The sequence below is a fragment of the Kocuria sp. BT304 genome (assembly GCF_003290245.1).
GTDB lineage: Bacteria > Actinomycetota > Actinomycetes > Actinomycetales > Micrococcaceae > Kocuria > Kocuria rhizophila_A.
Genome location: NZ_CP030039.1, coordinates 936,364 through 958,853, shown reverse-complemented (window position 1 = coordinate 958,853; position 22,490 = coordinate 936,364). Strand labels below are relative to the sequence as shown.

Below are 22,490 nucleotides of genomic sequence, written 5' to 3'. Positions count from 1 at the left end.
CAGACTACGGCGCCACTGGGGCCGCGCTCCACCCGCTGCCTCGCCCCGGGGGTGAGCCTGCCTGGGCCGACGACGCCGCTCGGTGGCGGATCTGCCCTGCAGCCACCCGGACCTCGTCGCTGTCCACGAATGGGACCCGTGCACCGGGCGGACCGATCTCCATCCAGCGCTCGTGGCCCTTCCCGTACAGGGCGACGGTGTCCTGCGGGCCCGTGAGTTCGAGAGCCGCGCGAATCGCGTCCCGGCGGGTGGGCACCTCCACGACTTCCGGTACGGGCCGCCCCGCGGCACGCAGCTGTTGCGTTGCAGCGTTGACGCCTCGCATCACGGCCGCGCGAATCGCTGCGGGATCCTCGGAGCGGGGGTTGTCATCCGTGACCACGACGACGTCCGCGCCGGACTCGACCACGGCTCGCCCGGTGAGTTCGCGCTTGGACGTGTCCCGGTCCCCGCCGCTGCTGGCCGTGACGACGAGGCGGCCCTGGGTCCTGGCGCGCAGCGCCGACACGGACTTGGCGGTCGCGTCAGGCGTGTGCGCGAAGTCCACCAGTACCGTGGGCCATCCAGGCCCCAGGTTTACCCGTTCCATGCGGCCGGGCACGTTCACCGGGCCGTCGAGCGCACGGGCCACCTCCTGCAGCGGGTGCCCGGCACCCATGAGCATCAGGGCAACCAGTGCGGTGTTCACGCGGTTGTGCTCCCCGGGCAGGGGTGCACGCAGCCGCATGCGGCCTCGTGGACCGTGCAGCGCGAACTCGTCCACGCCCTCGAGGCCGGTGAGGTGCCAGGTGGCGGTGGCCCCGGGTCGGGTGCCCAGGGTCACGGTGGGCAGTCCTCTCCGGCGGGCCAGGCCGTCGAGGCGCCGCCCGGCGTCGTCGTCCACCACGATCACCGCGCGTGCCGCGAACTCCGGCGTGAACAGCCGCGCCTTCGCGTGGAAGTAGGACTCCATGTCCCCGTGGTAGTCCAGGTGCTCGTGGGTCAGGTTGGTGAAGGCCACGGTGTCGAAGCGCACGCCGTTGACGCGCTCCTGATCCAGGGCGTGGCTGCTGACCTCCATCACAGCCGACCGGTTGCCCGCCGCACGCATCCTGACCAGCAGGTCCTGGATGTGCGGCGCCGCGGGCGTCGTCATGCGGCTGGGCCCTCGCTGCGTGCCCACCACGGTCTGCGGGGTGCTCACGAGCCCGGGGAGCCGCCCCAGGCGTCGCAGGGCGGCTTCGAGGATGTAGGCCGTGGTGGTCTTGCCGTTGGTTCCCGTGACACCGAAGACGGGCAAGTGGTGGGAGGGGTGGCCGTTCAGGAGTGAGGCGAGGGGTCCCAGCACGGCACGGGGACGCTCGGCGACCAGCAGCGGGACTCCCGGATTGCAGCCGATGGACCGCGCCCCGGCCGCGTCAGTGAGCACCGCGGCTGCTCCCGCGGCCACTGCCTCCTGGAGCTTGCCCGCCCCGTGGTGGTGGCGTCCCTGCAACGCCACGAAGAGGTCCCCCGGGCGCACTTCCGTGTGGGCCTCCGAAACACCGAGGATCCTGACATCCCCTGCCCGGTCCGCGGCGCTCTCGCCCACACGCAGCTCGGCTCCTGCGCAGGCCGCCAGTTCCGCAACGGTCCGGCCGTGTGTCCCGCACGTCCCCATGGCGCGGCTCCCCTCTCGATGGCGGCGGACCCAGCACCCGCCGGATCATCAGACCACTGATAGAAGCACGGGGAAGCCCCGGGATATTCCGTGACCACCCTGGCACAGCACGGTGACCCCGCGGCGCCGACACAATTCATGCAATGACATGTGGCGATTGCACAAGGGAACGAAAGCGGGCACCCTGAAGCCGTCCCGTGAGAACGCGGGGACACCACGCCGCGAGAGGCCCGCCATGAACCGTTCCCACAAGCTCGCCACGGCCGCCGCTGTCCTGGTGCTCTGTACGGTCCCGCTCACCGGGTGCGGGAGCGGCTCCTCCGACGAACCGCGCTCGATGTCCACGACATCCACGATCCACGGCGGGCCCACCTCCGGGATCCGGTCCCAGGCGGCGCCTGCGAAGTCGTCGGCCGAGCAGCCAACCTCGGAGCGCACCGCAGAATCCGCGCCAGAGCAGACGCACGAGTCTGGTCGAGAGAGTGCCCCGGCAAGCGCTCCGGCCGGTCAGGACGAGTGCGGCGCCAGCGGCGCCGAGGCGGCCGTGAGCGCGCATCTGGCGGACGTGCCGGGCGTCGCCGACCCCTCGTCCTGGGCCGTCGAGGACAGCGATGGCTACGATCCGTGCGCAGATCTCTCCTGGATCACCCTGATCGGCGGCGGGACGGGATCATCCCCGCGGCAGCAGATGCTGTTCCACAAGGGCGACTACCTGGGAACCACCACGTCCAAGGCCATTGGCTTCCACCCCGCCACGCAGCGGCTCACCGACTCATCGATCCAGGTGACCTACACGTACGTGGAGGGCGATGAGAGCAACGCGGAGGCCCGCGGCCGGGCAGTCTCCACCTACACCTGGAACCCGGACACCGAGTCCATTGACCACGCCGGCGAGTGGCCCCCGGGCATCGGCTGACACCCGGTGGCGTGACGCCACCCAGGAGTGTGACCCAACCGTGACCTCGAGCAGAACCGAGGCCTGACCTGCGGCTACACACTTCCCGCCCCGTGGCGGACGACCACAGACCCCTCCGGTCTGCGTGTTTGCTATTGCACATGTAGCGCCGAGCCCCCAGTGTGGAACCAGATCGCCGAACGGTGATCGCACGGAAAACACCAAGGAGTCAGGTCATGGGACACCTCACCCGTCTTTCCACCCGCACCACCGCCACCGCCGCTGGCATCCTCCTGCTTGCCGGAGGTGCCACCGGGCCCGCCCTCGCGGCGGCTCCTGCAGAACCGGCCGCCGACCAGCCCGCCTCGGTCGACTGCCCCAATGACTCCCCGCGGGACACGCTGCGTCAGGCGGCACCCCGGCTCCCGGAGCCGTTCGGCCCGAACGTGCCCAACGCCTCGGGCTGGGACATCGAGGGCGCGGACACCTCCACCTTCAACGGTTGCAAGGAGCTCTCCTGGATCTCCGTGACCGTGCCCGGCGCCACGGTGTCCTCGCCGGAGACCATTGCCCTGTTCCACTCGGGCATCTACATCGGCACCGCCTCCGCCACGAACTTCGGTTTCGAGCCGCAAGTGGAGCGCGTGGATGACTCCACGATCAGGGTCACCTACCGCTACCCGCTCGAGGGAGACGCCAACGCGGCCCCCCGGGGCAGGGCCGTCTCCGAGTTCCACTACGACGCCGCCGCCGGCAGTGTGGTGCACACCGGCGAGTTCCCGCCGCAGTGACGCCCGGGCAGCCACGGGACGGTGCCACCACCGGGAGCCGTGCATCCGTTGCACATACTCCCTGGCGCGGGCGTTCTTGCCCTCCAGCAGGCGCCGGAACTGCCCCTCCCGGCTCGCGACGCTGACCTCGCTGCGCACCGTGGGGCCACGGCTGATGGAGGAAGAGCCAGTCGTCCCCGCCCCACACCTCGAGGACCGTGGGGTGGGCGGCTCACAGCTTCACCAGTTCGTGCAGCTCTCGAGAACGATGCAGGGTGGGAATGATCACGGGGAAGATGTGTGCGGGAGCCACGTGCCCAAGACCAGAACCGAGCACCCGCCCCTGGGGAGCCGCGCTCGAGCTGCGCACCACGGTCGTCCACCGCCCCGGGTGCCGGGCGGTGGGGTGACCTGTGACACGATGGCCAGGAGGAGCACACCGTCGTGAAGGAGAGCCATGGACCCGGTGCGAACGCTCGTCACGGCCGCCGCGGCGTCGTACACGGCGAACTGCGCCCTGGGCGGTTCTGTGGCCCTCGGCCTGCTCGACACGTCCAACGTGCGCTGGGTCCACCACGGCCTGTACATCGCCACGTCGGCGCTCACCGCGGCCGCGTGCGCCGCCGGGCTGAAGGCTCGTTCGACGACGACGCTCGCCCTGGTCTCTGCCCTGGCTCCCCTGTTCCTGCTGCAGCGCCACGGCGCCCGTCCGCTGCGGCGACACACCCGAGACGCCCTCGTGGCGGCTCCCTGCTACGTGGCCGGTCTCGTGCTGGCCTGGAGGTGACGCATGGAACTCCTGGATGTCGTGTTCAACCGGCGGACCACCAACGGCCCGTTCCGGCCGGACCCCGTGAGCCCCGAGCACCAGCAGCTGCTGATCCGTGCGGCCGCCGCCGCGCCGTCCCAGTTCAACAGCCAACCGTGGCGGTTCGTGCTGATCGAGGACCGGGACACCATCGAGACCGTGGCCCGCATCAGCGGGGAGAGCATGACCGAGGTGATGGGCGCGGGCACGTTCTTCGACCGGTACAAGAAGTACTTCCGGTTCAGCCAGAAGGAGATGGACACCCTGCGCAGCGGCATGCTCTTCGACAAGCTGCCCGCGCTGCTGCGCCCGTTCACCTCCAGGGCGTTCACGCCGTCCGGGCAGGCGCTCATGAACAGGCTGCGTGTGCCGCGGACCCTGGGTGAGGAGAACCGCAAGCTCGTGGCGGGCTCACCCCTGCTGATCGGGGTGATGCTCGAGCGCGGGGAGTACCGCCCGGAGGAGCTCTCCGGGTTCTACTCCGTGTTCAGCATGGGCGCGGCCATGGAGAACCTGTGGCTGACCACGGTGGAGCTGGGCATGGGCATCCAGTTCGTGTCCTTCCCCATGGAGGCCCCGCACCAGTGGCAGCGGATCGTGGACATGCTGCATGTCCCCGACGACCTGGAGCTCATGGCCGTGTACCGGCTGGGCTACGTGCCCGAGCGCACGCACCGCCCGGCCATCGACTGGTCCAGCCGCGAGCGCAAACGCCCCTCCCAGTACGTGTTCCGGGAGACGTGCGAGACGCCTCAGCAGGGGTGGGACCAGGACACGAGGCCCGGTTCCGCCTGAGCCCTGTCCGGTGACGCAGGCTACGTGCGAACCCGGCCCGTCCGGGGCGGCGTCGTCCCCTGTGCGCGGCGCACCGCGAGCAGCCGGAAGAACCGCTGCCGCACGGCCCGCCAGCCAGGGGGCAGAACCGCGGCCAGCTCGGCGGGAGCGTGGCTGCGCCGGATCGAGAGCAGCCCGTCGAAGCGCACGAAGGTGCGGGCGCGGGCCAGGGGCAGCGTGGCCACCCAGTAGACGAGCCACGCCGCGCGGCTGCGGCGCAGGTCGTTGTGCACCGCCACCCCGCGCGCCAGTGCCTCGGAGTCCGCGAGCACCCCGGCCAGTTCCGCGGGGGTGAGGTGGTGCAGCATGTGGTTCGAGATCACCGCGTCGTAGGTCTCCCCGGCCGCCACCAGCTCGCCGCTGGCCACCGTGCGGTAGGTGGTGCCCGCCCCGCGGTCGTGGGCGGCGGCCCACCGGGTGGCCCGTTCGTCGGGGTCGATGCCCGTGATCCGCACGTCGAGACCGTCCCGGGCGGCCCAGCGCGCGAGGGCCCGGGCGACGTCCCCGCCCCCGCACCCGACGTCCAGCACCGTGGCCGGGCGTCCCTCGCGGGCCGCGGCCCGCAGCACCGGGCGCAGGTGGCGGCGGTAGACCGGACGCCAGGACGCCACGAGCGGGTTGATCACCCCGAACAGCCGGTAGGTGGTGTCCAGGGCCACGGGATCACATGCGGGATCGTCCATGAGCTCGGGCTCCCCCACGGAGCGGTGGCGCAGCAGGGGGTCCATCAGCGCTGCGCGGCAGGGAGGAGGCGGAGCAGGGCGGACTCGATGCTCAGGCCCGGCCCGAACGCCATGGCCGCCACGGGCCCGGGCGCCCCGGTCTGCAGCAGGTGGGCCAGGACGAAGAGGATGGTGGCGCTGCTCATGTTCCCCGCCTCGCGGAGCACTTCCCGAGATGGGAGCATCTGCTCCTCCGCCAGGCCCAGCCGGGACTCCACCTTGTCCAGGATGCTGCGCCCGCCCGGGTGCACGGCCCACTGGGGGATGTCCGCCACCGCGAGATCCGTGCGCCGAAGCAGGGGTGCCAGGGCGTCCGACACGTGGTCATCGATGATGCGGGGCACGTAGGTGCCCAGGATCATCTCGAAGCCCTCGTCCCCCACACTCCACGCGAGCTCCTCCTCGCCCACGGGCGCCAGGGTGGTCTCGAAGTCGACGAGCTCGAGGGTGGGGCCGGGGACGGCGACGTCGCGCGCGGACACCACCGCGGCCGCCGCGCCGTCCGCGAACAGGGCGTTGCCCATCACCGTGTCGGGGTCGTTGCGCACGTGCAGGTGCAGGGTGCACAGCTCCACGCACATGACGAGCACCACGGCGTCCGGATCCGCCCGGCACGCGGTGGCCGCCGCCTGCAGCGCGGGGAACGCGGCATTGCACCCCATGAAGCCGAAGTGGGCGCGCTTCACGTCCACGGGCAGCCCGAGGTCCTTGGCCACCCGCACGTCCGGGCCCGGTGCGAAGAACCCGGTGCAGGACACCGTGATCACGTGGGTCACGTCCGCCGCGGTGACCCCGTCCCCCGCCGCGTCGAGGGCCGCGCGGGCCGCCTCCACGAACAGGCGTTTCGCGTGCTCCGTGTAGATCCGGTTGCGCGCGTGCGTGCCCGGTGACAGCAGGTGGCCGGTTCCGGGGTCGACGAACGGCGACGCCGCGGCGTCGCCCCCTGCTCGCGGCGATCCGCCAGCGACGTCCTCGGAGGGTGCGGCCCCGGCACCCGCAGCCGAGCCGGCGCGGTCGGCCGCGGTGCCCAGCTCCGGGAGGACGGTGTGGCGCGTGGCCACCCCGGCGCCGTCGAACGCGGAGCGCACGAGCCGGGACCCCAACCGCGTCATCCCCGGCTGCTGCGCGAAGAGCCGCGTGACGTCCTCCTGCCGGATGACGGTGTCAGGGACCAGGGTCTCGATCGACAGCATGCGAACGGTCATGCCCCATGGTAGGCACCCGCTCAGGCCCTGCGGCCTAGGGTGGCCCCATGACTGGTGAGCCCGCGCCCCCCTCCCACGAATCTGCTCAGCGCGTGGGGCCCGATGCGCAGACGCGGACGCGCCGCCGATACGCAGGCGTGGACCTCGCGGCGGACCCCGCGCGCACGGGCATCGCCGTGATCCGGGAGGAACCCGGCCGGGTGGTGGTGGAACGGGTGGACCTCGGTGCGACGGATGCCGACGTGCTGGCCGTGGTCCGCGACGTGCACCGAGCAGGAATTGACGTTCCCTTCGGCTGGCCCGCACCGTTCGTGGACTACATCTGCGCCCAGGCCACCGGGCAGGTGATCGCTCCGCCTTCGACCGATCCGGCGTGGCGCCGCAGCATGGCTCAGCGCACCACGGATCTCCACGTGCGCTCTCGCACAGGCCTGATTCCCCTGAGCGTCTCCACGGACCGGATTGCGTATCCGGCGCTGCGCTGGGCCGCTCTAGAGAGCCGCCTACTCGATGCCGGAATCGACGTCCCCCGGGATGGTTCGGGGCGCGCATGCGAGGTGTACCCGGCGGCCGCGCTGGCCCGTTGGGGACTCCCGCACCGTGGCTACAAGGGGAGCAAGAACGCGACCCACCGTCACAACCTGGTGACGCACCTGCAGTGGCTCGAGTGGTTGGGGCACGATTCGATGTGCCGGGCGGACGACAACGTGCTGGACGCCGTCGTCGCCGCCCTGGTGGCACGAGAGGTGGACCTCGGCAGTTGCGAGCCCGCGCCACCTGAGCTGGTGTCCGTCGTCGCCCGCGAAGGGTGGGTGTGGCTGCCGCCGGACACACCGACGCCGCCAGTTGCCCACCGCTAATCGACGGGAGGCATCAGCACGCCTCGGCGCGGGAGCCGGACAACGCCGTGTGCCCCGCGCATCTGCACGGGGCACGCTGTGGACTCGTCACCCGCCGGGACGCGCCGGGCTGCCGGTGGTCAGCCGAGGACCGAGCGGGAGATCAGCTGGTCCAGGGCCAGGACGTCGATGTCACGCCCCACGTTGATCTTGGCCACCCCGGAGCGGGTCCACAGTTCGATCTCCGCGTTGATGTCCAGCGTCCCGGCGTTCTCCGTGGACCACATGTTGATGGCGGAGTAGGGGACCGAGAAGGTCTCGATCTTCTTGCCCCGCAGGCCCTGGGCGTCGCGGACGATCAGCCGACGGTCCGTGAACGTGGCGGTGTCCCGGACCGTCTTGAAAGACGCCACGGGCGTCTCCCCCGGCACGAGGTACGGGGCGATGTCCTGCGGGAAGTCGATGGGGGCCAGGAACGTCCAGCCGCTGTTGAGGGTGGTCTCCACGTGATCCGGTTCCTTCCGGTGGCCCGTCCCGGGGCCGGTCGAGTTCTGGGCGCGAGGGCCTCACGGGCCTCGCCACGCCATGCTGTCACGGGTCCCGGTGAGCGCCCCGGACCACGCCTGAGCGGCGGCGCCAACGGCAACGGGCCGCGCCCGCCGAGTGCGAGCGCGGCCCGAGACGCAGGATGTGGATCAGAGGTCCACGACCTCGTTCTCACCCTCCACGGTGTTGCCCGTGACCTTCGCCTTGATGAGGTTGGCCACCTGGGTGACCTTGCTGCTGCCCGGGCTGTCCCAGTACTCCGCGGTGTCGGCGTCGATCTCGATGAGCACGTTGTTGGGGTTCTCGGGCCCGCCCTCGAGCCAGGAGTCGGTGAAGGAGCTCCACAGCTCCCGCAGCTTGTCGGTGTCATTGACGATGCGCGCGCTGCCGCTCAGGGACACCCACGCACCGCTGCCCGCGTAGGCCACGTTGACGTTCGGGTTCTTCTGGATGGCCGTGCCCTGCCCGGAGGCGCGCTCCGCGATGAAGCGCACGGTGCCGTCGAAGTCCACGTCCTGCGTGGCCATGGGCTTGGACACCAGGCGGCCGTCCTCGTCCACGTGCGTGAGCATGGCGATGCGCGTGCCCTTGATGATGTCGCGGACCTTCTGGATGTTCTCGTTGCTCTCTGCCATGGCACTGCCTTCCGTCGTGACCTGTCATGAAGTGGGACCGCCGCCGACCGCCAGTTCGCACGCGAACCCGGGTGGCGGCGTCGATCATCAGTCTATTGACGAGTGACGTCCCCCACGAGGAGTTGGCCACCAGCGGAATCCCCTGCACCCGGGCCGCGACCAGTGGCCCGCGGCACGACGCCGATCGGCCGCCATCCTGCCTCCGCTCCCCTGCGCGCGCGGCACCGCCCGGCGGTCACCCCCCGGTTAGACCGCCGAGGTTTCCCGGTTCTAGGCTGGAAAGCGTCCCCGCACCGGGGCGAGACGACCCCGTGAGCCGCGCGGCGTCGTCGTTCCCCGCGAACCGCAGGCCCACGCACCGGAACCCGCCGAGCCGCACCGAGAGGAACGCCGCCGTGGCCCGAACCCGAGCGCAGACCGTGGACGCGCTGCTCGAGCGGCACGGCCGGACCTACGCCCAGGAGGCCGGGATCCGGCTGAGGGACGAACCCGCCGCCCTGTACCAGCTGCTCGTGCTGGCCAACCTGCTCTCCGCGCGGATCGGCGCGCCCGTGGCGGTGGCCTCCGCACGGGCCCTGTTCGACGCCGGGCACCGCACGCCCGAGGCGATGCAGGCGTCGTCCTGGCGCCAGCGCGTGCAGGCCCTGGGGCGCGGCGGGTACAAGCGCTACGACGAGCGCACTGCCACCATGCTGGGCGACGGCGCGGCCCTGCTCCTCGACACCTGGGGCGGGGACCTGCGCGCCCTGCGTGACGCCGCGGACGGTCCGCGCGACGTCCTGCGACGGCTCCAGGACTTCCCCGGCATCGGACCCGCGGGCGCGTCCATCTTTGCGCGCGAGGTGCAGGGCGTGTGGCCGGTCATGGCACCGCACGTGGACACGAAGGCACTCGCAGGCGCACGCCGCCTCGGGCTCCCGGAGGACGCCGCCGCGCTGGCGGAGCTCGTGGCCGCGGAGCAGCTGCCCGTGCTGGCCTCGGCCCTGGTGCGCGTGGCCCTGGACCGCACGAAGGGCGACCCCTTGGGGTAGGCCGGCTCACGGACCCGCCCCAGCACCCCTCAGCACCGTTGTCGAAAGGCCGCACCGATCTCATCCCTCGTCGTGCCGCTCAGGCCCCACCATGCCCGGATGCCCTCGCCACCGTGCTCGAGGCGCACCGCCACGTGCGGTTTTCATGTTCCCGTCACGTCCAGGACCGCCCGATGTTACGTGGCGGCAGCACCGTGGCACGCGTCCGCGGACGCCCACGGACACCCCGGACGTCCGCACTGCCCCCGCTGTGAAAGGCCCACCATGACGCCTCGCGCCACCCACTCCCTGCGCCGCGCGGGAACCGCCGCCGCACTGTCCCTCGCCGTGCTCGCGCCCGCAGCCGCACCCGCAGCGGCCGCCGCACCGGCCCCGGAACCCGAGCAGTCCGTGTCCGCCTCAGCGCCGCTGCTGATCGGCCACCGCGGTGCGGCCGGCACGGCCCCGGAGAACACGGTCTCGGCGTTCGAACAGGCGCGTGGCTCCCGCGCAGACTTCTTCGAGCTCGACGTGCAGCTCTCCGCCGACGGCGTGCCCTTCGTCTTCCACGACGACACCCCCGCCCGCACCACGGACGTCGCCCGGGTCTTCCCCGGCCGCGAGAACGACCCGATCACGTCGTTCACGTGGGCCGAGCTGCAGCGCCTGGACACGGGCTCGCACTTCTCGGGCCACTTCGCGGGTGAGAAGATCCCGCACTTCGACGACGCCGCCCGGGCCGCGCGCAACCAGATCGGGGTGTTCATCGAGATCAAGTCCCCGGAGAACTCCCCCGGGATCGAGAAAGTGGTGGCGAACGCACTCCGGGAGGATCCGCAGTGGAGCCGCCTGGTGCGCTGCGGCAGGGTCGAGGTCCTCGGCTACGACGCCGCGTCGAACCGCACGATCGCGCAGCTTGCGCCTGATGTCCCGCTGCAGCAGCTCATGGACACCGTCCCCGACGCCGCGGCGCTGGCGCAGATCGCCACGTACGCGGACAACTTCGGCACCGACTACCGCCCCCTGGACGCCGCCGCCGTGCAGCGCGTGAAGCACGCGGGACTGGGCATGGGGGTCTACACCGTGGACTCGGTGCCCGCCTACGACCGCGTTGCCGCCCTGGGCGTGGACCGGATCACGGGCGACTTCCCCGTGCAGTTCTCCCGCCACGGGAAGGGCCAGACGCCGTTCCCCCAGAACACGGGGGTGCGCGTGGTGGATGCCGTCAACGACGTCCCCGGCGGGGACCTGCAGCCGGAGGCCGGCGAGCACATGGTCCTGCAGAACACCGCGGCCCACCCCGTGGACGTCTCCGGGTATCGGATCCGGGACACCAAGGACAACACCCTCACGGTGGGGCCGGGCTACGTGCTCGCCCCCGGCCAGCAGCTGCGCGTCTACACCGGCCCCGGCACCAACCGGGCGGACGCCTACTACAACCATCTCGGCACGGAGACCCTGGACGACGAGGGCGACTCCGTGGCCCTGTGGTCCTCCCACGGGACGCTGCAGGACACGTTCGCGAACTGATCCGGGCCGAACCCTCCGCACGGGGCAGACCCCGGCCGAGCTGGAGGCGGGCCCCGGTTCGCGGTGGTGGCGCCCAGGACGCGACCCACCCGAGCCGGGGATCCTCTCCAGGGAGGGCCGAGTCAGTCGGCGAGGATCAGAGCGAGTCCTCTCCCCAGCGCGTCCTCCACTCCGCGACGCACGGCGTGGGGCGCGTTGAGGTGATCCAGCGTCAAGCCGTTCACCAGCGCCGTAACCAGGGGCACGGCATCATCCGGACTCAGTCCCTCCCGGAGCACACCGTCCTTCTGCGCCCGCCGCAGCGCCTCACGCACCAGGGCCTGAAACGTGCGCATCTCCTCCCAGTAGAGCTCCGCGAGCCAGTCCCGCGTGGACGCCGCGGCTCCGAAACTGACCCACACGGCGGCGTCCTCATCGCGCACCCCTTCCCCCGGCAGCAGCTCGCGCAGGGTGCGCGTGAGTGACGCCCGATGGCCCGACTGACCGCGTGCAGCCATGACGCGCTGCGTCTGTCGCTCCACGGAACGCTGCAGAGCTGCGACCAGCAGGTCCTTGCGCGTCCTGTAGTGGTACTGCACGGTCCCCGCGGACAGCCCCGACTCCTGAGCCACGCTGCGCACGCTCACCACGTCGAACCCGCGGTGGGCGATCACCCTGATCGCCGCGTCCGCAATGCGCTGGCCGCTCGGCGCACCCTGATCCGGTGTCCGCTGCTCCGACATCTGTCCACCACCTCTCGTGCGAGTGTATGGTCGGTGGAGTTCATACGATCGTAAGAGAGGACAGCGCGTGGGCGATCTCCTGGCTCTGATCGGGCTGGCTCTGCTGGACAGCATGAGTCTGGGGACGCTGGTGATCCCCGTCGTGCTGGTGCTCTCCCGGCGACGCGTCGACGTGGTACCCCTGGTGATCTACTTTGCCACCGTGGTGCTGATCTACTTCGCGCTTGGCGTGGCCATCGCCCTGGGCTTCGACCTGGTCTCCGACGTGGCCGGCAGGGTGTGGGACAGCGAACCTGCCCAGTGGTTCAAGCTCATTGCCGGTGTGGGCCTGCTCGCGTTCGGCATCCTGGCACCCGATCCGACAACACGGGAGACACCCCGCCAGGCCCCGCGCTCCCTGAGTCCCGGAGCCATGATTGCCCTGGGCGGCGGTGCCGCGCTCACGGAGGCCGCCACGATGGTGCCGTATCTCGCCGCGAACGGGATCATCACGGCCATGCCCATCGGCTGGCCCTCACGTCTCCTGCTGCTCGCGGGGTACTGCCTGGTGATGGTGCTGCCCGCCGTGGTCCTGCTTCTCGGCGCCCTCGTCCTGGGCGATCGGATCTGGCCCCGCCTGGAGAAACTCGTCCCCGTTCTCGAGCGGGAAGCGAAGATCACGCTCCTGTGGGTTGCCGGGCTCGTGGGGTTCTGGATGGCGGCCACGGGTTTCGCGGAGCTCGACTTCGGGGGGTAGACCACGACGCCGCCGTCCCGGGGCTTTGGTCCTCGGGACGGCGGCGTCGTGGTGGGGCGCGCCTTTCGTCCGGTGGACGGATGGCGACCACCGGACGGATCAGTACTCGATCACCACACGGCCGTCGATCTTGCCGTGCTCCATCTCGTCGAAGATCGCGTTGATGTCCTCGAGCGGACGCTTGCTGAACGTGGGGTGGATCTTGCCGGCGGCGTAGAACTCCAGGGCCTCGATCATGTCCTGGCGGGTACCCACGATCGACCCGCGGATGGTGAGCCCCTTGAGCACGATGTCGAAAATCGGAGCCGGGAAGTCCCCCGGGGGCAGACCGTTGAACACGATCGTGCCACCACGGCGGGTCATGCCGATGGCCTGCCCGAAGGCCTGCGGGTGCACCGCCGTGACGAGCACCCCGTGGCTGCCGCCGATCTTCTCCTGGATGACCTCCGCGGGGTCCTCGGCGAAGGCGTTGACCGTGATCTCCGCACCGTGCTTGGTGGCAAGCGCCAGCTTGTCGTCCGCGACGTCCACGGCCACCACGCGCATGCCCATGGCCACCGCGTACTGCACCGCCACGTGTCCGAGCCCGCCGATGCCCGAGATCACGACCCACTGCCCCGGTTTGACCTCCGTCTGCTTGAGCCCCTTGTACACGGTCACCCCTGCGCACAGCACGGGTGCGATCTCGTAGGGATCCGCACCCTCAGGGATGACAGCGGCGTAGCGGGCGTCCACCAGCATGTACTCCCCGAAGGAGCCGTCGATGCCGTAGCCGCCGTTGACCTGCTGCTCGCACAGCGTCTCCCAGCCGGTGCGGCAGTGGTCGCAGTTGCCGCACGCGGACCACAACCAGGCGTTTCCGACCATCTGCCCGACCTCGAGCTCGGTGACATCCGGGCCGAGCTTCTCCACGATGCCCACGCCCTCGTGACCGGGGATCAGGGGCAGCTTGGGCTTGACGGGCCAGTCCCCTCCCGCGGCATGCAGGTCCGTGTGGCACACCCCGGAAGCAATGAGCTTCACGAGGGCCTGGTGGGGTCCGGGTTCCGGGATCTCGTGCTCGCCGACGACTAGGTCCTCGCCGAAGGCCTCGACCTCTGCTGCGTTCATGCGTGCCATGACAAACTCCTCCTTGAGTTCTTCCTGCCCTGTCCGCGGTGCAGCTCCGGCACACTTCGGCGATCCCCGAAACAGCCTTCCTCGCGCCGCATCTCCAGCTTATTCGGCGCATTCCGCTCAGGACAGACCTCGGCTTCGGTTCGTTCAGCCATCTCCGCAGCCGAGCACCCGGATGTGATGTGGCATACTCGCGTCCAGACGGCGTGAACCGACGCCCAGCCCGCGCCGTCGGTTCCGGAGACGGCCTCCGAGCAGTGGCAGCGCGCCGAGGCCGAGCACCGCCGGGCCCTCGGCCGGTTCCTTCGCGACGGCCGGGTGGTCTCGCTCCCGGCCCGCCGCAAGGCCCGCGTGCACGTGCTGCTGCACCTTCTCTCGCTGTTCCCCGCGGGGCGCACGTACACGGAGCCCGAGGTGAACGACGTCCTCCGCCCCGTGGTCGAGGACTGGGCGTTCTGGCGCCGCGAACTCGTGGAGTACGGCTACCTGCAGCGCGACGCCGGGCGCTACTGGCTCCCCGAGAACGTGCCCGAGCGCACGGCCAACATGCAGCAGGAGGCCCCCGCGTGGGAGGCCCTGTGGCTTCCCACGCACCTGCGGGACCGCCAAAGCTGAGCGCTGCGACTGTGAGTCGGCCACGGATCGTTCGGTGCGTGCGTGGGCGACCCTCGGCACCCCGTACGGGCGCAGAGCATCAGTCCGTCACCTGGGCTGCAGTGCGGCGCGGGTGGTGGCACCATGCCCATGAGCTGCCGGCGCACAACGTGGCCACGCGGCGTCGTCGCGAGCGGCGGCCCACCACGCACCATGAGGAGGGGAACCCGTGGAGCAGCGCGTGTTCGACTCGCACCTGCACATCATCGACCCTGCCCATCCCCTGGTGGAGAACCGCGGGTACCTGCCCGAGCCGTTCACCGTGGCGGACTACCGGCGGCGCGTCAGCGATCTCGGGATCGCGGGCGGGGCGGTGGTCTCGGGGTCGTTCCAGGGCTTCGACCAGGGGTACCTGATCGAGGCGCTGCGCGCGCTCGGCCCCGGCTTCGTGGGCGTCACCCAGCTCCCCGCGGACGCCGACGACGCCCGGATCCTCGATCTCGACCGCGCGGGGGTGCGGGCGGTGCGGTTCAACGTGGCCCGCGGCGGATCTGCCGACCTGGACGACCTCGAACGGCTGGCCCGGCGCGTCCACGAGCTGGCCGGCTGGCACGCCGAGTTCTACATCGACGCGCGCAGCATCGACGAGACGCTCTCGCGGCGCATCGCCGCGCTGCCCGCCGCGAGCATCGACCACCTGGGGATGCACGAGGACGGGCTGCCCGCACTGCTGCGGCTCGTGGGGCGCGGCGTGAAGGTCAAGGCCACCGGCTTCGGCCGTGTCCACCTCGATCCCGCTGCGGCGGTGCGCGCGATCGTGGACGTGGATCCCACGGCACTCATGGTCGGCACAGACCTGCCCTCCACCCGGGCCGGCCGGCCGTTCCGGGACGACGATCTCCGGGTGATCGAGGAGGCCGTTCCTGCGAAACACATGGCGGACGTGTTCTGGGGAAATGCCGCGCGGTTCTACCTCGGCTCGGACACCAGCGGCAGCGGCCGGGCGGAGTGAGCACCGGCGCCGGTGTCGTGCACGCCGGGAACGGCGCGAGCACCGGCGGGGCGACCCGTGCCGGCATCCGCCTCGTACCCTAAAGTAACTTTCATGCGAGACGACCAGAGCACCCCCGTGCGCACCGAGCGCCTGTCCGTCCCCGTGGGATCCGAGACCGTGGTCGGCACGGTGTGGCTGCCCGCGCAGGAGCCGAGCGGCGTCGTGGTGGTGCACCCGGCCACGGCGACCCCGGAACGGTTCTACCGCGCGTTCGCCGAGCACGTGGTGGGGCGCGGCCTGGCCGCGGTGACCTACGACTACCGCGGCACCGGGCGCTCGGGCGATCCCCGTGAGCACAGGCACCTGCGGATGCGGGACTGGATGGACGGTGACGTGCCCGCGGTCGCCGCCTGGACGCGTGCCCGGTTCCCGGACCTGCCGGTGACGGCCGTGGGCCACAGCATCGGTGGGCACGCCATGGTTCTGGGCAACGGGCTGGAGGGCCTGGACCGGTTTGCCATCGTCTCCTCGCACGTGGCGGACACCCGCACGGTGACCCCCGCGAAGGAGAAACTGCGCGTGGCCGCGATGCTCCACGTGGTGGGGCCCACGATCAGCCGGGCCCTGGGGTACATGCCGGGGAAGAAGCTCGGGATCGGCGAGGACATGCCGGCCGCCGCGATGCTCGAGTGGGGCACGTGGGCCCGCCACCGGGGCTACTTCTTCGACGACCCCTCCATGGACGCCCCGGCCCGGGCCGCATCCGTGACGCAGGACGTCCTGGCGCTCGGCGCGTCGGACGACTCCTGGGCGAGCCCGGCGCAGATGAAGGCGCTGACCACGCGGCTGACGTCCGCGACGGTGGAGCACCGCACGTACACGCCCGAGCAGCTGGGGGTCGCACGGATCGGCCACCACGGCCTGCTCCGCCGCTCCGTGGGCGAGACCGTGTGGCCCGAACTCGTGGACTGGCTCACCGCAGCCCGTTCGTGAGGCGGTGACACCGGGTCATCCGGTGGGCGCGGGGGCGTCCGTCTCCACGAGGGGACGCAGGTGCGGGACCGGCGGTGCGGCGTCGTCGTCCCCCGGGGCTGATGTCCCCGGGACCGTCACTTGGCAGGCGCTGAAAAAGACCACATGACGCCGTAGCGGTCGAAGACCTGGCCGTACCAGTCGCCCCAGGGGGCCTTCTCGAACGGCATGCCCTGCAGGTCCATGTCCCCGTAGCGCAGGATGTGCAGCTCACCGCCGAAGACGTCGTGCCAGTGCTCCATGGCCTCGGCCGCGGTGCCGGGAAGGGCGATGTAGGTGGCCAGGTTCTGGACCATGGTGGGCTCCTTCCGAGCGTGGGGGTGCGGGGGTGTGCGAAGCCAGTATGACGCGCGGCGCCCACCCCGCAACAGGGTGGGCGCCGCGCAGGCCGTGACGAGGGGGCCGACCGGTTAGACCATGGTGAGCACGAACGTCCACACGCACATGACCACCAGCATGCCCAGGCTGTAGAACAGCGAGCCGCGCATGATCTCGGCCTCGCGCCCGTTGAGGCCCACGGCGCCCGCCGCAATGGCGATGGACTGCGGGGAGATCACCTTGGCCGTGGTGCCGCCCGCGGTGTTGGTGCCCACCAGCAGGGAGGGACTCGCGCCGATGCCCTGGGCGGTGGCCACCTGCAGCGGGCCGAAGAGCGTGTTGTTGTTGACCACCGAGCCGGTGAGGAACACGCCGATCCAGCCGATGACGGGTGCGAACAGCGGGAAGACCGGCCCGGCGGCGGCGAGCGCGGTGCCCATGGCGGTGGAGCCGCCGGAGTAGTTGGCGATGTTCGCGAGCATGAGGATCACGGCGATCAGCACGATGGCGGGGCCGAGGGCCTTCAGAGCACCGCGCAGCTCCTCGAACAGCTCCTTCGCGTGGATCTGCGGGGTGGTGAAGAACGTGATCAGCACCGCGATCAGGATGGCCGTGCCGGTCGCGCCGAGCAGCGAGAAGGTCCAGGTGGCGTTGACCACGGAGCCGGCGGCGGTGGTCACGTGGCCGGTGAGGCCGGGGATGGGGACCTTGACGGTCGTGAACCCGAGGGCACCCTGGGTGAAGAGGCCCTGCACGGCGGGAACGGACCACAGCAGGATCACACCGGTGAGGATGTAGAAGGGGCTCCACGCGCGGATCACCTCGCTCGCGGGGTGGCTGGCCTCAGCGGCCTCGGGGGCCTCCGGGGCGCGGGAGATCCGGCGCGGGGACCACACGTGGCACAGTGCGAACAGGGAGACCATGGCCAGCAGCCCGGCGGCGAGGTCCGCGAGCTCGGGGCCCATGAACCACAGCAGCCCGCCCTGCACTAGGCAGAACACCGCGGAGGACACGAGGGCAGGGAGCCAGGTCTCACGCAGGCCGCGGACGCCGTCCACCATCCACACCAGCAGGAACGGGACCAGGAAGGTGAGGGGCTGCAGCAGGATCACGAGCGCCCGGGAGAGGTCCTGGACCTCCATGGAGGTCACCTGCGCACCCACGAGCACCGGCACGCCGATCGCGCCGTACGCGCCGGCGGCCACGTTGGCCACGAGGCACAGCACGGCCGCGCGCACGGGCGGGAACCCGAGCTGCACGAGCAGCGCCGCGCAGATGGCAATGGGCACGCCGAAGCCGGCCACACCCTCCAGGAACGCGCCGAACGCGAACGCGATGAGCAGCACCTGCACCCGCTGGTCGGCGGAGACGCTCGCGATCGAGGAGCGGATCACGTCGAAGCGCCCGGAGCGCACGCTCAGCCGGTACAGCCACACCGCCATCACGATGATGTAGGCGATGGGCCACAGCGCGGTGAGCAGCCCCAGCAGACCGGAGCCCGCGATGGCCGTGACGGGCATGCGGAACACGAGCAGGGCCACCAGCACCTGCACCACGAGTGCGATCATGCCCGACTTCAGGCCGGTGAGCTTGAACAGCATCATGCACGCCAGGAACACGACGATGGGCACGGCGGCCACCAGCGCGGTCAGGGGCAGGCTGCCCAGGGTGTCGAGCGATTGGGTCCACATGGCGTCCTCCACGACGTCCGGCGGGTGGGCGGGCAGCGACCCAGGCCGACGACGACGCCGCGGGGCGCCCTCGGTCGCTCACGGCCGGGCGGGCGCGCGGCGGGTGCATCGGGTGGGGGCGTGAAGCCCTCCGCACCACCCGCCGCGGCGCCGTACCACAACGCCTTGATCGCAGGCTCAACGCTAGTCCTGCGAGGGCCCCGCGGGACCCGGCCACTGCGAGAAAAGCGCCAAGTGTGAGGCAATACACCAGTCCCCGAGATCAGGGACGCACGGGTTCCTCGCCCCGGACCGTGGGCTCCGGCAGGTACACCTGTCCCCCGGCGGCGAGGAACTCCGGATCCGCGGGCTTCAGTGATCAGCGTCGAGGGCGATTCCACGTTCCTCGGCTACCTGACCCGCAACCTGGCTCCGCACGCCGAACGCGCCACCGTGGTGGAGGGGTTCGTGGGACCGGTGGGCACGCGGGTGTCCTTCAGCCGCGCAGGCTCCACGGGCGGGTTCCAGCCGGACGAGGGCACCGGCGAGCACACCGTCGAGGACTGGGTCTCCCCCGCATCGCTGCGGGACATGCCCGCCCCGAAGGACCTGGTGGTGCGGAAGAGCGACATCGACGGCTTCGACATCCACGTGCTCGCGCACCACTGGAACGCCATCGACGCGCGGTGCGACGCCGTGTGGTTCGAGTACGACTCCCCGCGCACCCTCGGTGACACCGCCGGCGACGAACGCCTGATCCAGGCCCTCGCCGAGAGCGGACGCACCCTGCTGGTCCACGACAACCTCGGACGCCTCATGGTCGAGCTGCCTCCCGGTGACAGCGCCGGACTGCGCACCCTGTCCCACTGGCTGCACGAACAGGTCGAGGGTCACGTGGTGGTGCCGTACCTGGACGTCCGGGCGCTGACCGAGCGCGCGAAGAATGTACTGCAGGCGAATTGTTCCCGGGTCGTCGACTGAAAAATTGATTGTGCACGTCGGAAAACTGCAGTGCACTGATCATTTCCCCCAGCAGCTTTCCACACGGTTTCCCGCAATGCGCGGCAATGCCCCTCCCCGCCGCGAGACGGGAGTAGCGTGGAAAACACACCTGGCAATGCCGACAATGCGGCCCAGGCACGGGGAAGGGCAATCATGACGGCCACTGCGCACCGAGAGCACCACCGATCGTCTCCACCGCGCAGAAGGCTGCCGGTGTCGAACTTCGCGGCGAAAACCACCATGGCCCTCACGGGGCTCGTTTTCGTGGGATTCGTGTTCGTCCACATGTACGGCAACCTGCACATCTACCGGGGCCAGGAGGAGTTCGACCACTACGCCCACTGGCTGCGCGAGCTGCTCATGCCGCTCGTGCCGTACGAGGGCGTGCTGTGGATCCTGCGCGTGGTGCTGCTGACCAGCCTGGTGCTGCACGTGGGGTGCGGGCTTCTGCTGTGGACGCGCGCCCGCCGGGCCCGCGGGGCGTTCCCCCGCACCGGGCTGCGCCGCGGCGAGGCGTGGCTGGCCCGGACCATGCTGGGCACCGGTGTGGTGATCCTGCTGTTCGTGATCTTCCACATCCTCGACCTCACCCTGGGGGCGCCACCGGCCGCCACCGGCTCGTTCGAGGCCGGCTCGGCGTACGCCAACCTCGTCGCCAGCTTCCAGCGCCCCGTGGTCGCGGCGTTCTACATGCTCACGATGCTGGTGCTCACCGCCCACGTGGCCCACGGCACGTGGACCGCCGCCAACGACCTCGGTGCCACGGGCAGGCGGCTGCGCCAGGTCGCGGCCTGGGTGGCCGGGCTGGTGGCGATCGCCATCTGTGTGGGCAACGTGACCATCCCCCTCATGGTTCTGCTGGGAGTGATTCAGTGATGACGGCATCCACTCAGGCCCAGGCCCTGCTCGACGAGCTCCGCACGGTGGGTTCGGACCTGCCCGGGCTGCGGGCGGAGGTCCCCGCGTCCCAGATCTGGGCGGACCGGCGGCTGCACTACCGCCTGGTCTCCCCGCTGAACCGCCGCAAGTTCACGGTCATCGTGGTGGGCACCGGTCTCGCGGGGGCGGGCGCCGCTGCGGCCCTCGGGGAGCTGGGGTACAACGTGGAGTCCTTCACGTTCCACGACGCCCCGCGGCGAGCGCACTCGGTGGCGGCCCAGGGCGGCATCAACGCGGCCCGCGCCCGCACGGTGGACAACGACTCCGTGGCCCGGTTCGTGAAGGACACCGTCAAGGGCGGTGACTTCCGGGGCCGCGAGGCGGATGCCTGGCGCCTGGCCGAGGAGAGCGTGCGGGTGATCGATCACATGAACGCGATCGGCGCCCCGTTCGCGCGTGAGTACGGCGGCCAGCTGGCGACCCGCTCGTTCGGTGGCGTGCAGGTCTCCCGCACGTACTACACCCGGGGGCAGACCGGTCAGCAGCTGCAGGTGGCCGCCGCCCAGGCACTGCTGCGGCAGGTCTCCACGGGGCAGGTGAACCTGCACACCCGCACGGAGATGCTGGACCTGATCGTCGCGGACGGCCGCGCCCAGGGCATCGTGGTGCGCGATCTCATCACGGGAAAGATCTCCGCGGTCACCGGCGACGCCGTGGTGCTGGCCACCGGCGGCTACGGCAACGTGTACTACCGCTCCACGCTGGCCAAGAACTCGAACGTGACGGCCGCGTTCCGGGCCCACCGGCGCGGGGCGCTGTTCGCCAACCCGTGCTTCATCCAGTTCCACCCCACGGCACTTCCCGTCTCCAGCGAGTGGCAGTCCAAGACCACGCTGATGAGCGAGTCCCTGCGCAACGACGGCCGCATCTGGGTGCCCGTGCAGCCCGGGGACGAGCGCGCGCCCAACGACATCCCCGAGGACGAGCGCGACTACTACCTGGAGCGCCGGTACCCGGCCTACGGCAACCTCACGCCCCGCGACGTCGCCAGCCGGGCGGCGAGGACCGAGATCGACGCGGGCCGCGGCGTCGGGCCACTGAAGAACTCCGTGTACCTGGACTTCCGGGACGCGATCGAGCGGCTCGGAAAGAAGGTGATTGCCGAGCGCTACGGCAATCTCTTCGAGATGTACTCGGACGCGACCGGCGAGGACCCGTACGAGCAGCCCATGCGCATTGCGCCGGGCGCGCACTTCGCCATGGGCGGGCTGTGGAGCGACTACGACATGATGACGTCGGTCCCCGGCCTGTTCGTGGGCGGCGAGGCCGGCTGGGGCTACCACGGGGCCAACCGCCTGGGTGCCAACTCGCTGCTCTCGGCGTGCGTGGACGGCTGGTTCACGCTCCCCTACTCGGTGCCGAACTACCTGGCCCCGCTGCTGGGCCAGGAGAAGCTGTCGGTGGACGACGACGTCGTGCGGGCCGCGGTGGCCGAGGCCGAGGCGGGCGTGCAGGCGCTGATCGACATCGGCGGCACCCAGGGTCCGGAGCGCTTCCACCGGCGCCTGGGCGACCTGCTCTACGCGAAGTGCGGGGTCACGCGCTCCGCCGAGGGCCTCGCCGAGGGCCTGGAGGGCATCCGCGCGCTGCGCGAGGAGTTCTGGACGGACCTGCGCGTGCAGGGCCGCCCGGACGGCTTCAACCAGGAGCTCGAACGGGCCGGGCGCGTGGCCGACTACCTGGACATGGCCGAGCTCATGTGCCTGGACGCGCTGGACCGGGACGAATCCTGCGGGGCGCACTTCCGGGACGAGCACCAGACCGAGGGCGGCGAGGCCCAGCGCGACGACGCCCACTGGCTCTTCGCCTCGGCGTGGGAACGTACCGCGTCCGACCGCGCCGCCGCGCCCGGTCCGCGCTACGTGCGGCACCAGGAGCATTTGGAGTTCCCGAGCGTCCCGCCCGAGACCCGCGACTACCGATGAGAGGACCAT

Annotated in this window: 23 protein-coding genes; 14 read left to right on the top strand and 9 right to left on the bottom strand. The window is 71.0% G+C overall.

Annotated elements, in window-relative coordinates; all coding sequences use genetic code 11:
- Positions 1–4: 4 nt before the first annotated feature.
- Positions 5–1,480, bottom strand: a complete 1,476-nt coding sequence (locus DNL27_RS04420; RefSeq protein WP_239494448.1) for a Mur ligase family protein — start codon at positions 1,478–1,480, stop codon at positions 5–7.
- A 703-nt stretch (positions 1,481–2,183) separates the two neighbouring features.
- On the opposite strand from DNL27_RS04420, the gene DNL27_RS12115 reads away from it, so the two are divergent.
- The 4 genes from DNL27_RS12115 (at position 2,184) to DNL27_RS04400 (ending at position 4,907) form a co-directional block, all read left to right on the top strand.
- Positions 2,184–2,555 (top strand): LppP/LprE family lipoprotein, encoded by a 372-nt coding sequence (locus DNL27_RS12115; protein WP_162627094.1) that lies wholly within the window; start codon positions 2,184–2,186, stop codon positions 2,553–2,555.
- Positions 2,556–2,770: 215 nt separating this feature from the next.
- A complete protein-coding gene (locus tag DNL27_RS04410; RefSeq protein WP_112234808.1) occupies positions 2,771–3,325 on the top strand; it encodes an LppP/LprE family lipoprotein in 555 nt (184 codons plus the stop codon).
- A gap of 436 nt (positions 3,326–3,761) precedes the next feature.
- Positions 3,762–4,091 carry a hypothetical protein gene (locus DNL27_RS04405; protein ID WP_012397840.1) on the top strand — a complete coding sequence of 110 codons (330 nt, stop codon included), beginning with the start codon at positions 3,762–3,764 and terminating at the stop codon, positions 4,089–4,091.
- A gap of 3 nt (positions 4,092–4,094) precedes the next feature.
- On the top strand, positions 4,095–4,907 hold the full coding sequence (locus DNL27_RS04400; RefSeq protein ID WP_112234807.1) for a nitroreductase family protein: 813 nt from the start codon (positions 4,095–4,097) through the stop codon (positions 4,905–4,907).
- A 20-nt stretch (positions 4,908–4,927) separates the two neighbouring features.
- Here DNL27_RS04400 and DNL27_RS04395 read toward each other — a convergent pair whose 3' ends face one another.
- Together DNL27_RS04395 and DNL27_RS04390 are read right to left on the bottom strand one after the other, a co-directional pair.
- Positions 4,928–5,674, bottom strand: coding sequence for a class I SAM-dependent methyltransferase (locus DNL27_RS04395; protein WP_112234806.1), 747 nt, complete (start codon positions 5,672–5,674; stop codon positions 4,928–4,930).
- On the bottom strand, positions 5,674–6,873 hold the full coding sequence (locus DNL27_RS04390; protein ID WP_112234805.1) for a type III polyketide synthase: 1,200 nt from the start codon (positions 6,871–6,873) through the stop codon (positions 5,674–5,676). The genes DNL27_RS04395 and DNL27_RS04390 overlap by 1 nt, the downstream gene beginning before the upstream one ends.
- Before the next feature lie 176 nt (positions 6,874–7,049).
- Here DNL27_RS04390 and DNL27_RS04385 point away from each other — a divergent pair, with 176 nt between their 5' ends.
- Complete coding sequence (locus DNL27_RS04385; RefSeq protein WP_239494447.1) at positions 7,050–7,733, top strand: DUF429 domain-containing protein; 684 nt, start codon at positions 7,050–7,052, stop codon at positions 7,731–7,733.
- 119 nt (positions 7,734–7,852) lie between these two features.
- On the opposite strand, the gene DNL27_RS04380 is transcribed toward DNL27_RS04385, so the two are convergent.
- Positions 7,853–8,218 (bottom strand): PH domain-containing protein, encoded by a 366-nt coding sequence (locus DNL27_RS04380; protein WP_112234803.1) that lies wholly within the window; start codon positions 8,216–8,218, stop codon positions 7,853–7,855.
- 189 nt (positions 8,219–8,407) lie between these two features.
- Positions 8,408–8,893 (bottom strand): pyridoxamine 5'-phosphate oxidase family protein, encoded by a 486-nt coding sequence (locus DNL27_RS04375; protein WP_012397834.1) that lies wholly within the window; start codon positions 8,891–8,893, stop codon positions 8,408–8,410.
- Positions 8,894–9,288: 395 nt separating this feature from the next.
- Here DNL27_RS04375 and DNL27_RS04370 point away from each other — a divergent pair, with 395 nt between their 5' ends.
- Together DNL27_RS04370 and DNL27_RS04365 are read left to right on the top strand one after the other, a co-directional pair.
- Positions 9,289–9,924 (top strand): endonuclease, encoded by a 636-nt coding sequence (locus tag DNL27_RS04370; RefSeq protein ID WP_112234802.1) that lies wholly within the window; start codon positions 9,289–9,291, stop codon positions 9,922–9,924.
- Between the two features lie 264 nt (positions 9,925–10,188).
- Positions 10,189–11,433 (top strand): glycerophosphodiester phosphodiesterase family protein, encoded by a 1,245-nt coding sequence (locus DNL27_RS04365; RefSeq protein WP_112234801.1) that lies wholly within the window; start codon positions 10,189–10,191, stop codon positions 11,431–11,433.
- A gap of 122 nt (positions 11,434–11,555) precedes the next feature.
- Here the strand turns inward: DNL27_RS04365 and DNL27_RS04360 are convergent, their stop codons facing one another.
- The gene (locus DNL27_RS04360; RefSeq protein ID WP_112234800.1) at positions 11,556–12,155 is read right to left on the bottom strand and encodes a TetR/AcrR family transcriptional regulator; all 600 of its coding nucleotides are present in this window, start codon (positions 12,153–12,155) and stop codon (positions 11,556–11,558) included.
- Between the two features lie 67 nt (positions 12,156–12,222).
- On the opposite strand from DNL27_RS04360, the gene DNL27_RS04355 reads away from it, so the two are divergent.
- The gene (locus DNL27_RS04355; RefSeq protein ID WP_112234799.1) at positions 12,223–12,891 is read left to right on the top strand and encodes a GAP family protein; all 669 of its coding nucleotides are present in this window, start codon (positions 12,223–12,225) and stop codon (positions 12,889–12,891) included.
- Positions 12,892–12,990: 99 nt separating this feature from the next.
- Here the strand turns inward: DNL27_RS04355 and adhP are convergent, their stop codons facing one another.
- On the bottom strand, positions 12,991–14,010 hold the full coding sequence (gene adhP / locus DNL27_RS04350; RefSeq protein WP_039101693.1) for an alcohol dehydrogenase AdhP: 1,020 nt from the start codon (positions 14,008–14,010) through the stop codon (positions 12,991–12,993).
- A gap of 315 nt (positions 14,011–14,325) precedes the next feature.
- Between adhP and DNL27_RS04345 the strand changes: the two genes are divergently transcribed.
- The 3 genes from DNL27_RS04345 to DNL27_RS04335 all read left to right on the top strand — a co-directional run bounded on the left by DNL27_RS04345 (position 14,326) and on the right by DNL27_RS04335 (position 16,588).
- Positions 14,326–14,622 carry a DUF2087 domain-containing protein gene (locus DNL27_RS04345; RefSeq protein ID WP_239494446.1) on the top strand — a complete coding sequence of 99 codons (297 nt, stop codon included), beginning with the start codon at positions 14,326–14,328 and terminating at the stop codon, positions 14,620–14,622.
- A 208-nt stretch (positions 14,623–14,830) separates the two neighbouring features.
- On the top strand, positions 14,831–15,613 hold the full coding sequence (locus DNL27_RS04340; RefSeq protein ID WP_112234798.1) for an amidohydrolase: 783 nt from the start codon (positions 14,831–14,833) through the stop codon (positions 15,611–15,613).
- 93 nt (positions 15,614–15,706) lie between these two features.
- Entirely contained in the window at positions 15,707–16,588 is an 882-nt protein-coding gene (locus tag DNL27_RS04335; RefSeq protein ID WP_112234797.1) for an alpha/beta fold hydrolase, read from the top strand.
- 116 nt (positions 16,589–16,704) lie between these two features.
- Here DNL27_RS04335 and DNL27_RS04330 read toward each other — a convergent pair whose 3' ends face one another.
- Both DNL27_RS04330 and DNL27_RS04325 read right to left on the bottom strand, forming a co-directional pair.
- Complete coding sequence (locus DNL27_RS04330; RefSeq protein ID WP_112234796.1) at positions 16,705–16,923, bottom strand: hypothetical protein; 219 nt, start codon at positions 16,921–16,923, stop codon at positions 16,705–16,707.
- A gap of 114 nt (positions 16,924–17,037) precedes the next feature.
- Positions 17,038–18,636: an L-lactate permease gene (locus DNL27_RS04325; RefSeq protein ID WP_112234795.1), complete on the bottom strand. Its 1,599-nt coding sequence runs from the start codon at positions 18,634–18,636 to the stop codon at positions 17,038–17,040.
- A 354-nt stretch (positions 18,637–18,990) separates the two neighbouring features.
- Here DNL27_RS04325 and DNL27_RS04320 point away from each other — a divergent pair, with 354 nt between their 5' ends.
- From DNL27_RS04320 to DNL27_RS04310, 3 genes are all read left to right on the top strand, one after another.
- Positions 18,991–19,596, top strand: a complete 606-nt coding sequence (locus tag DNL27_RS04320) for a hypothetical protein (protein WP_112234794.1) — start codon at positions 18,991–18,993, stop codon at positions 19,594–19,596.
- Between the two features lie 234 nt (positions 19,597–19,830).
- Positions 19,831–20,493: a succinate dehydrogenase cytochrome b subunit gene (locus DNL27_RS04315; protein WP_229568932.1), complete on the top strand. Its 663-nt coding sequence runs from the start codon at positions 19,831–19,833 to the stop codon at positions 20,491–20,493.
- Entirely contained in the window at positions 20,493–22,481 is a 1,989-nt protein-coding gene (locus DNL27_RS04310) for a fumarate reductase/succinate dehydrogenase flavoprotein subunit (RefSeq protein WP_112234792.1), read from the top strand. The genes DNL27_RS04315 and DNL27_RS04310 overlap by 1 nt, the downstream gene beginning before the upstream one ends.
- Positions 22,482–22,490 lie beyond the last annotated feature (9 nt).

Excerpts from the sequence above, each read along its gene's own strand:
- DNL27_RS04410 (WP_112234808.1), top strand. The coding sequence starts at position 2,771 with ATGGGACACCTCACCCGTCTTTCCACCCGCACCACCGCCACCGCCGCT.
- DNL27_RS04405 (WP_012397840.1), top strand. The coding sequence starts at position 3,762 with ATGGACCCGGTGCGAACGCTCGTCACGGCCGCCGCGGCGTCGTACACG.
- DNL27_RS04400 (WP_112234807.1), top strand. The coding sequence starts at position 4,095 with ATGGAACTCCTGGATGTCGTGTTCAACCGGCGGACCACCAACGGCCCG.
- DNL27_RS04395 (WP_112234806.1), bottom strand. The coding sequence starts at position 5,674 with ATGGACCCCCTGCTGCGCCACCGCTCCGTGGGGGAGCCCGAGCTCATG.
- DNL27_RS04390 (WP_112234805.1), bottom strand. The coding sequence starts at position 6,873 with ATGACCGTTCGCATGCTGTCGATCGAGACCCTGGTCCCTGACACCGTC.
- DNL27_RS04375 (WP_012397834.1), bottom strand. The coding sequence starts at position 8,893 with ATGGCAGAGAGCAACGAGAACATCCAGAAGGTCCGCGACATCATCAAG.
- DNL27_RS04365 (WP_112234801.1), top strand. The coding sequence starts at position 10,189 with ATGACGCCTCGCGCCACCCACTCCCTGCGCCGCGCGGGAACCGCCGCC.
- DNL27_RS04360 (WP_112234800.1), bottom strand. The coding sequence starts at position 12,155 with ATGTCGGAGCAGCGGACACCGGATCAGGGTGCGCCGAGCGGCCAGCGC.
- adhP (WP_039101693.1), bottom strand. The coding sequence starts at position 14,010 with ATGGCACGCATGAACGCAGCAGAGGTCGAGGCCTTCGGCGAGGACCTA.
- DNL27_RS04335 (WP_112234797.1), top strand. The coding sequence starts at position 15,707 with ATGCGAGACGACCAGAGCACCCCCGTGCGCACCGAGCGCCTGTCCGTC.
- DNL27_RS04330 (WP_112234796.1), bottom strand. The coding sequence starts at position 16,923 with ATGGTCCAGAACCTGGCCACCTACATCGCCCTTCCCGGCACCGCGGCC.
- DNL27_RS04325 (WP_112234795.1), bottom strand. The coding sequence starts at position 18,636 with ATGTGGACCCAATCGCTCGACACCCTGGGCAGCCTGCCCCTGACCGCG.
- DNL27_RS04310 (WP_112234792.1), top strand. The coding sequence starts at position 20,493 with ATGACGGCATCCACTCAGGCCCAGGCCCTGCTCGACGAGCTCCGCACG.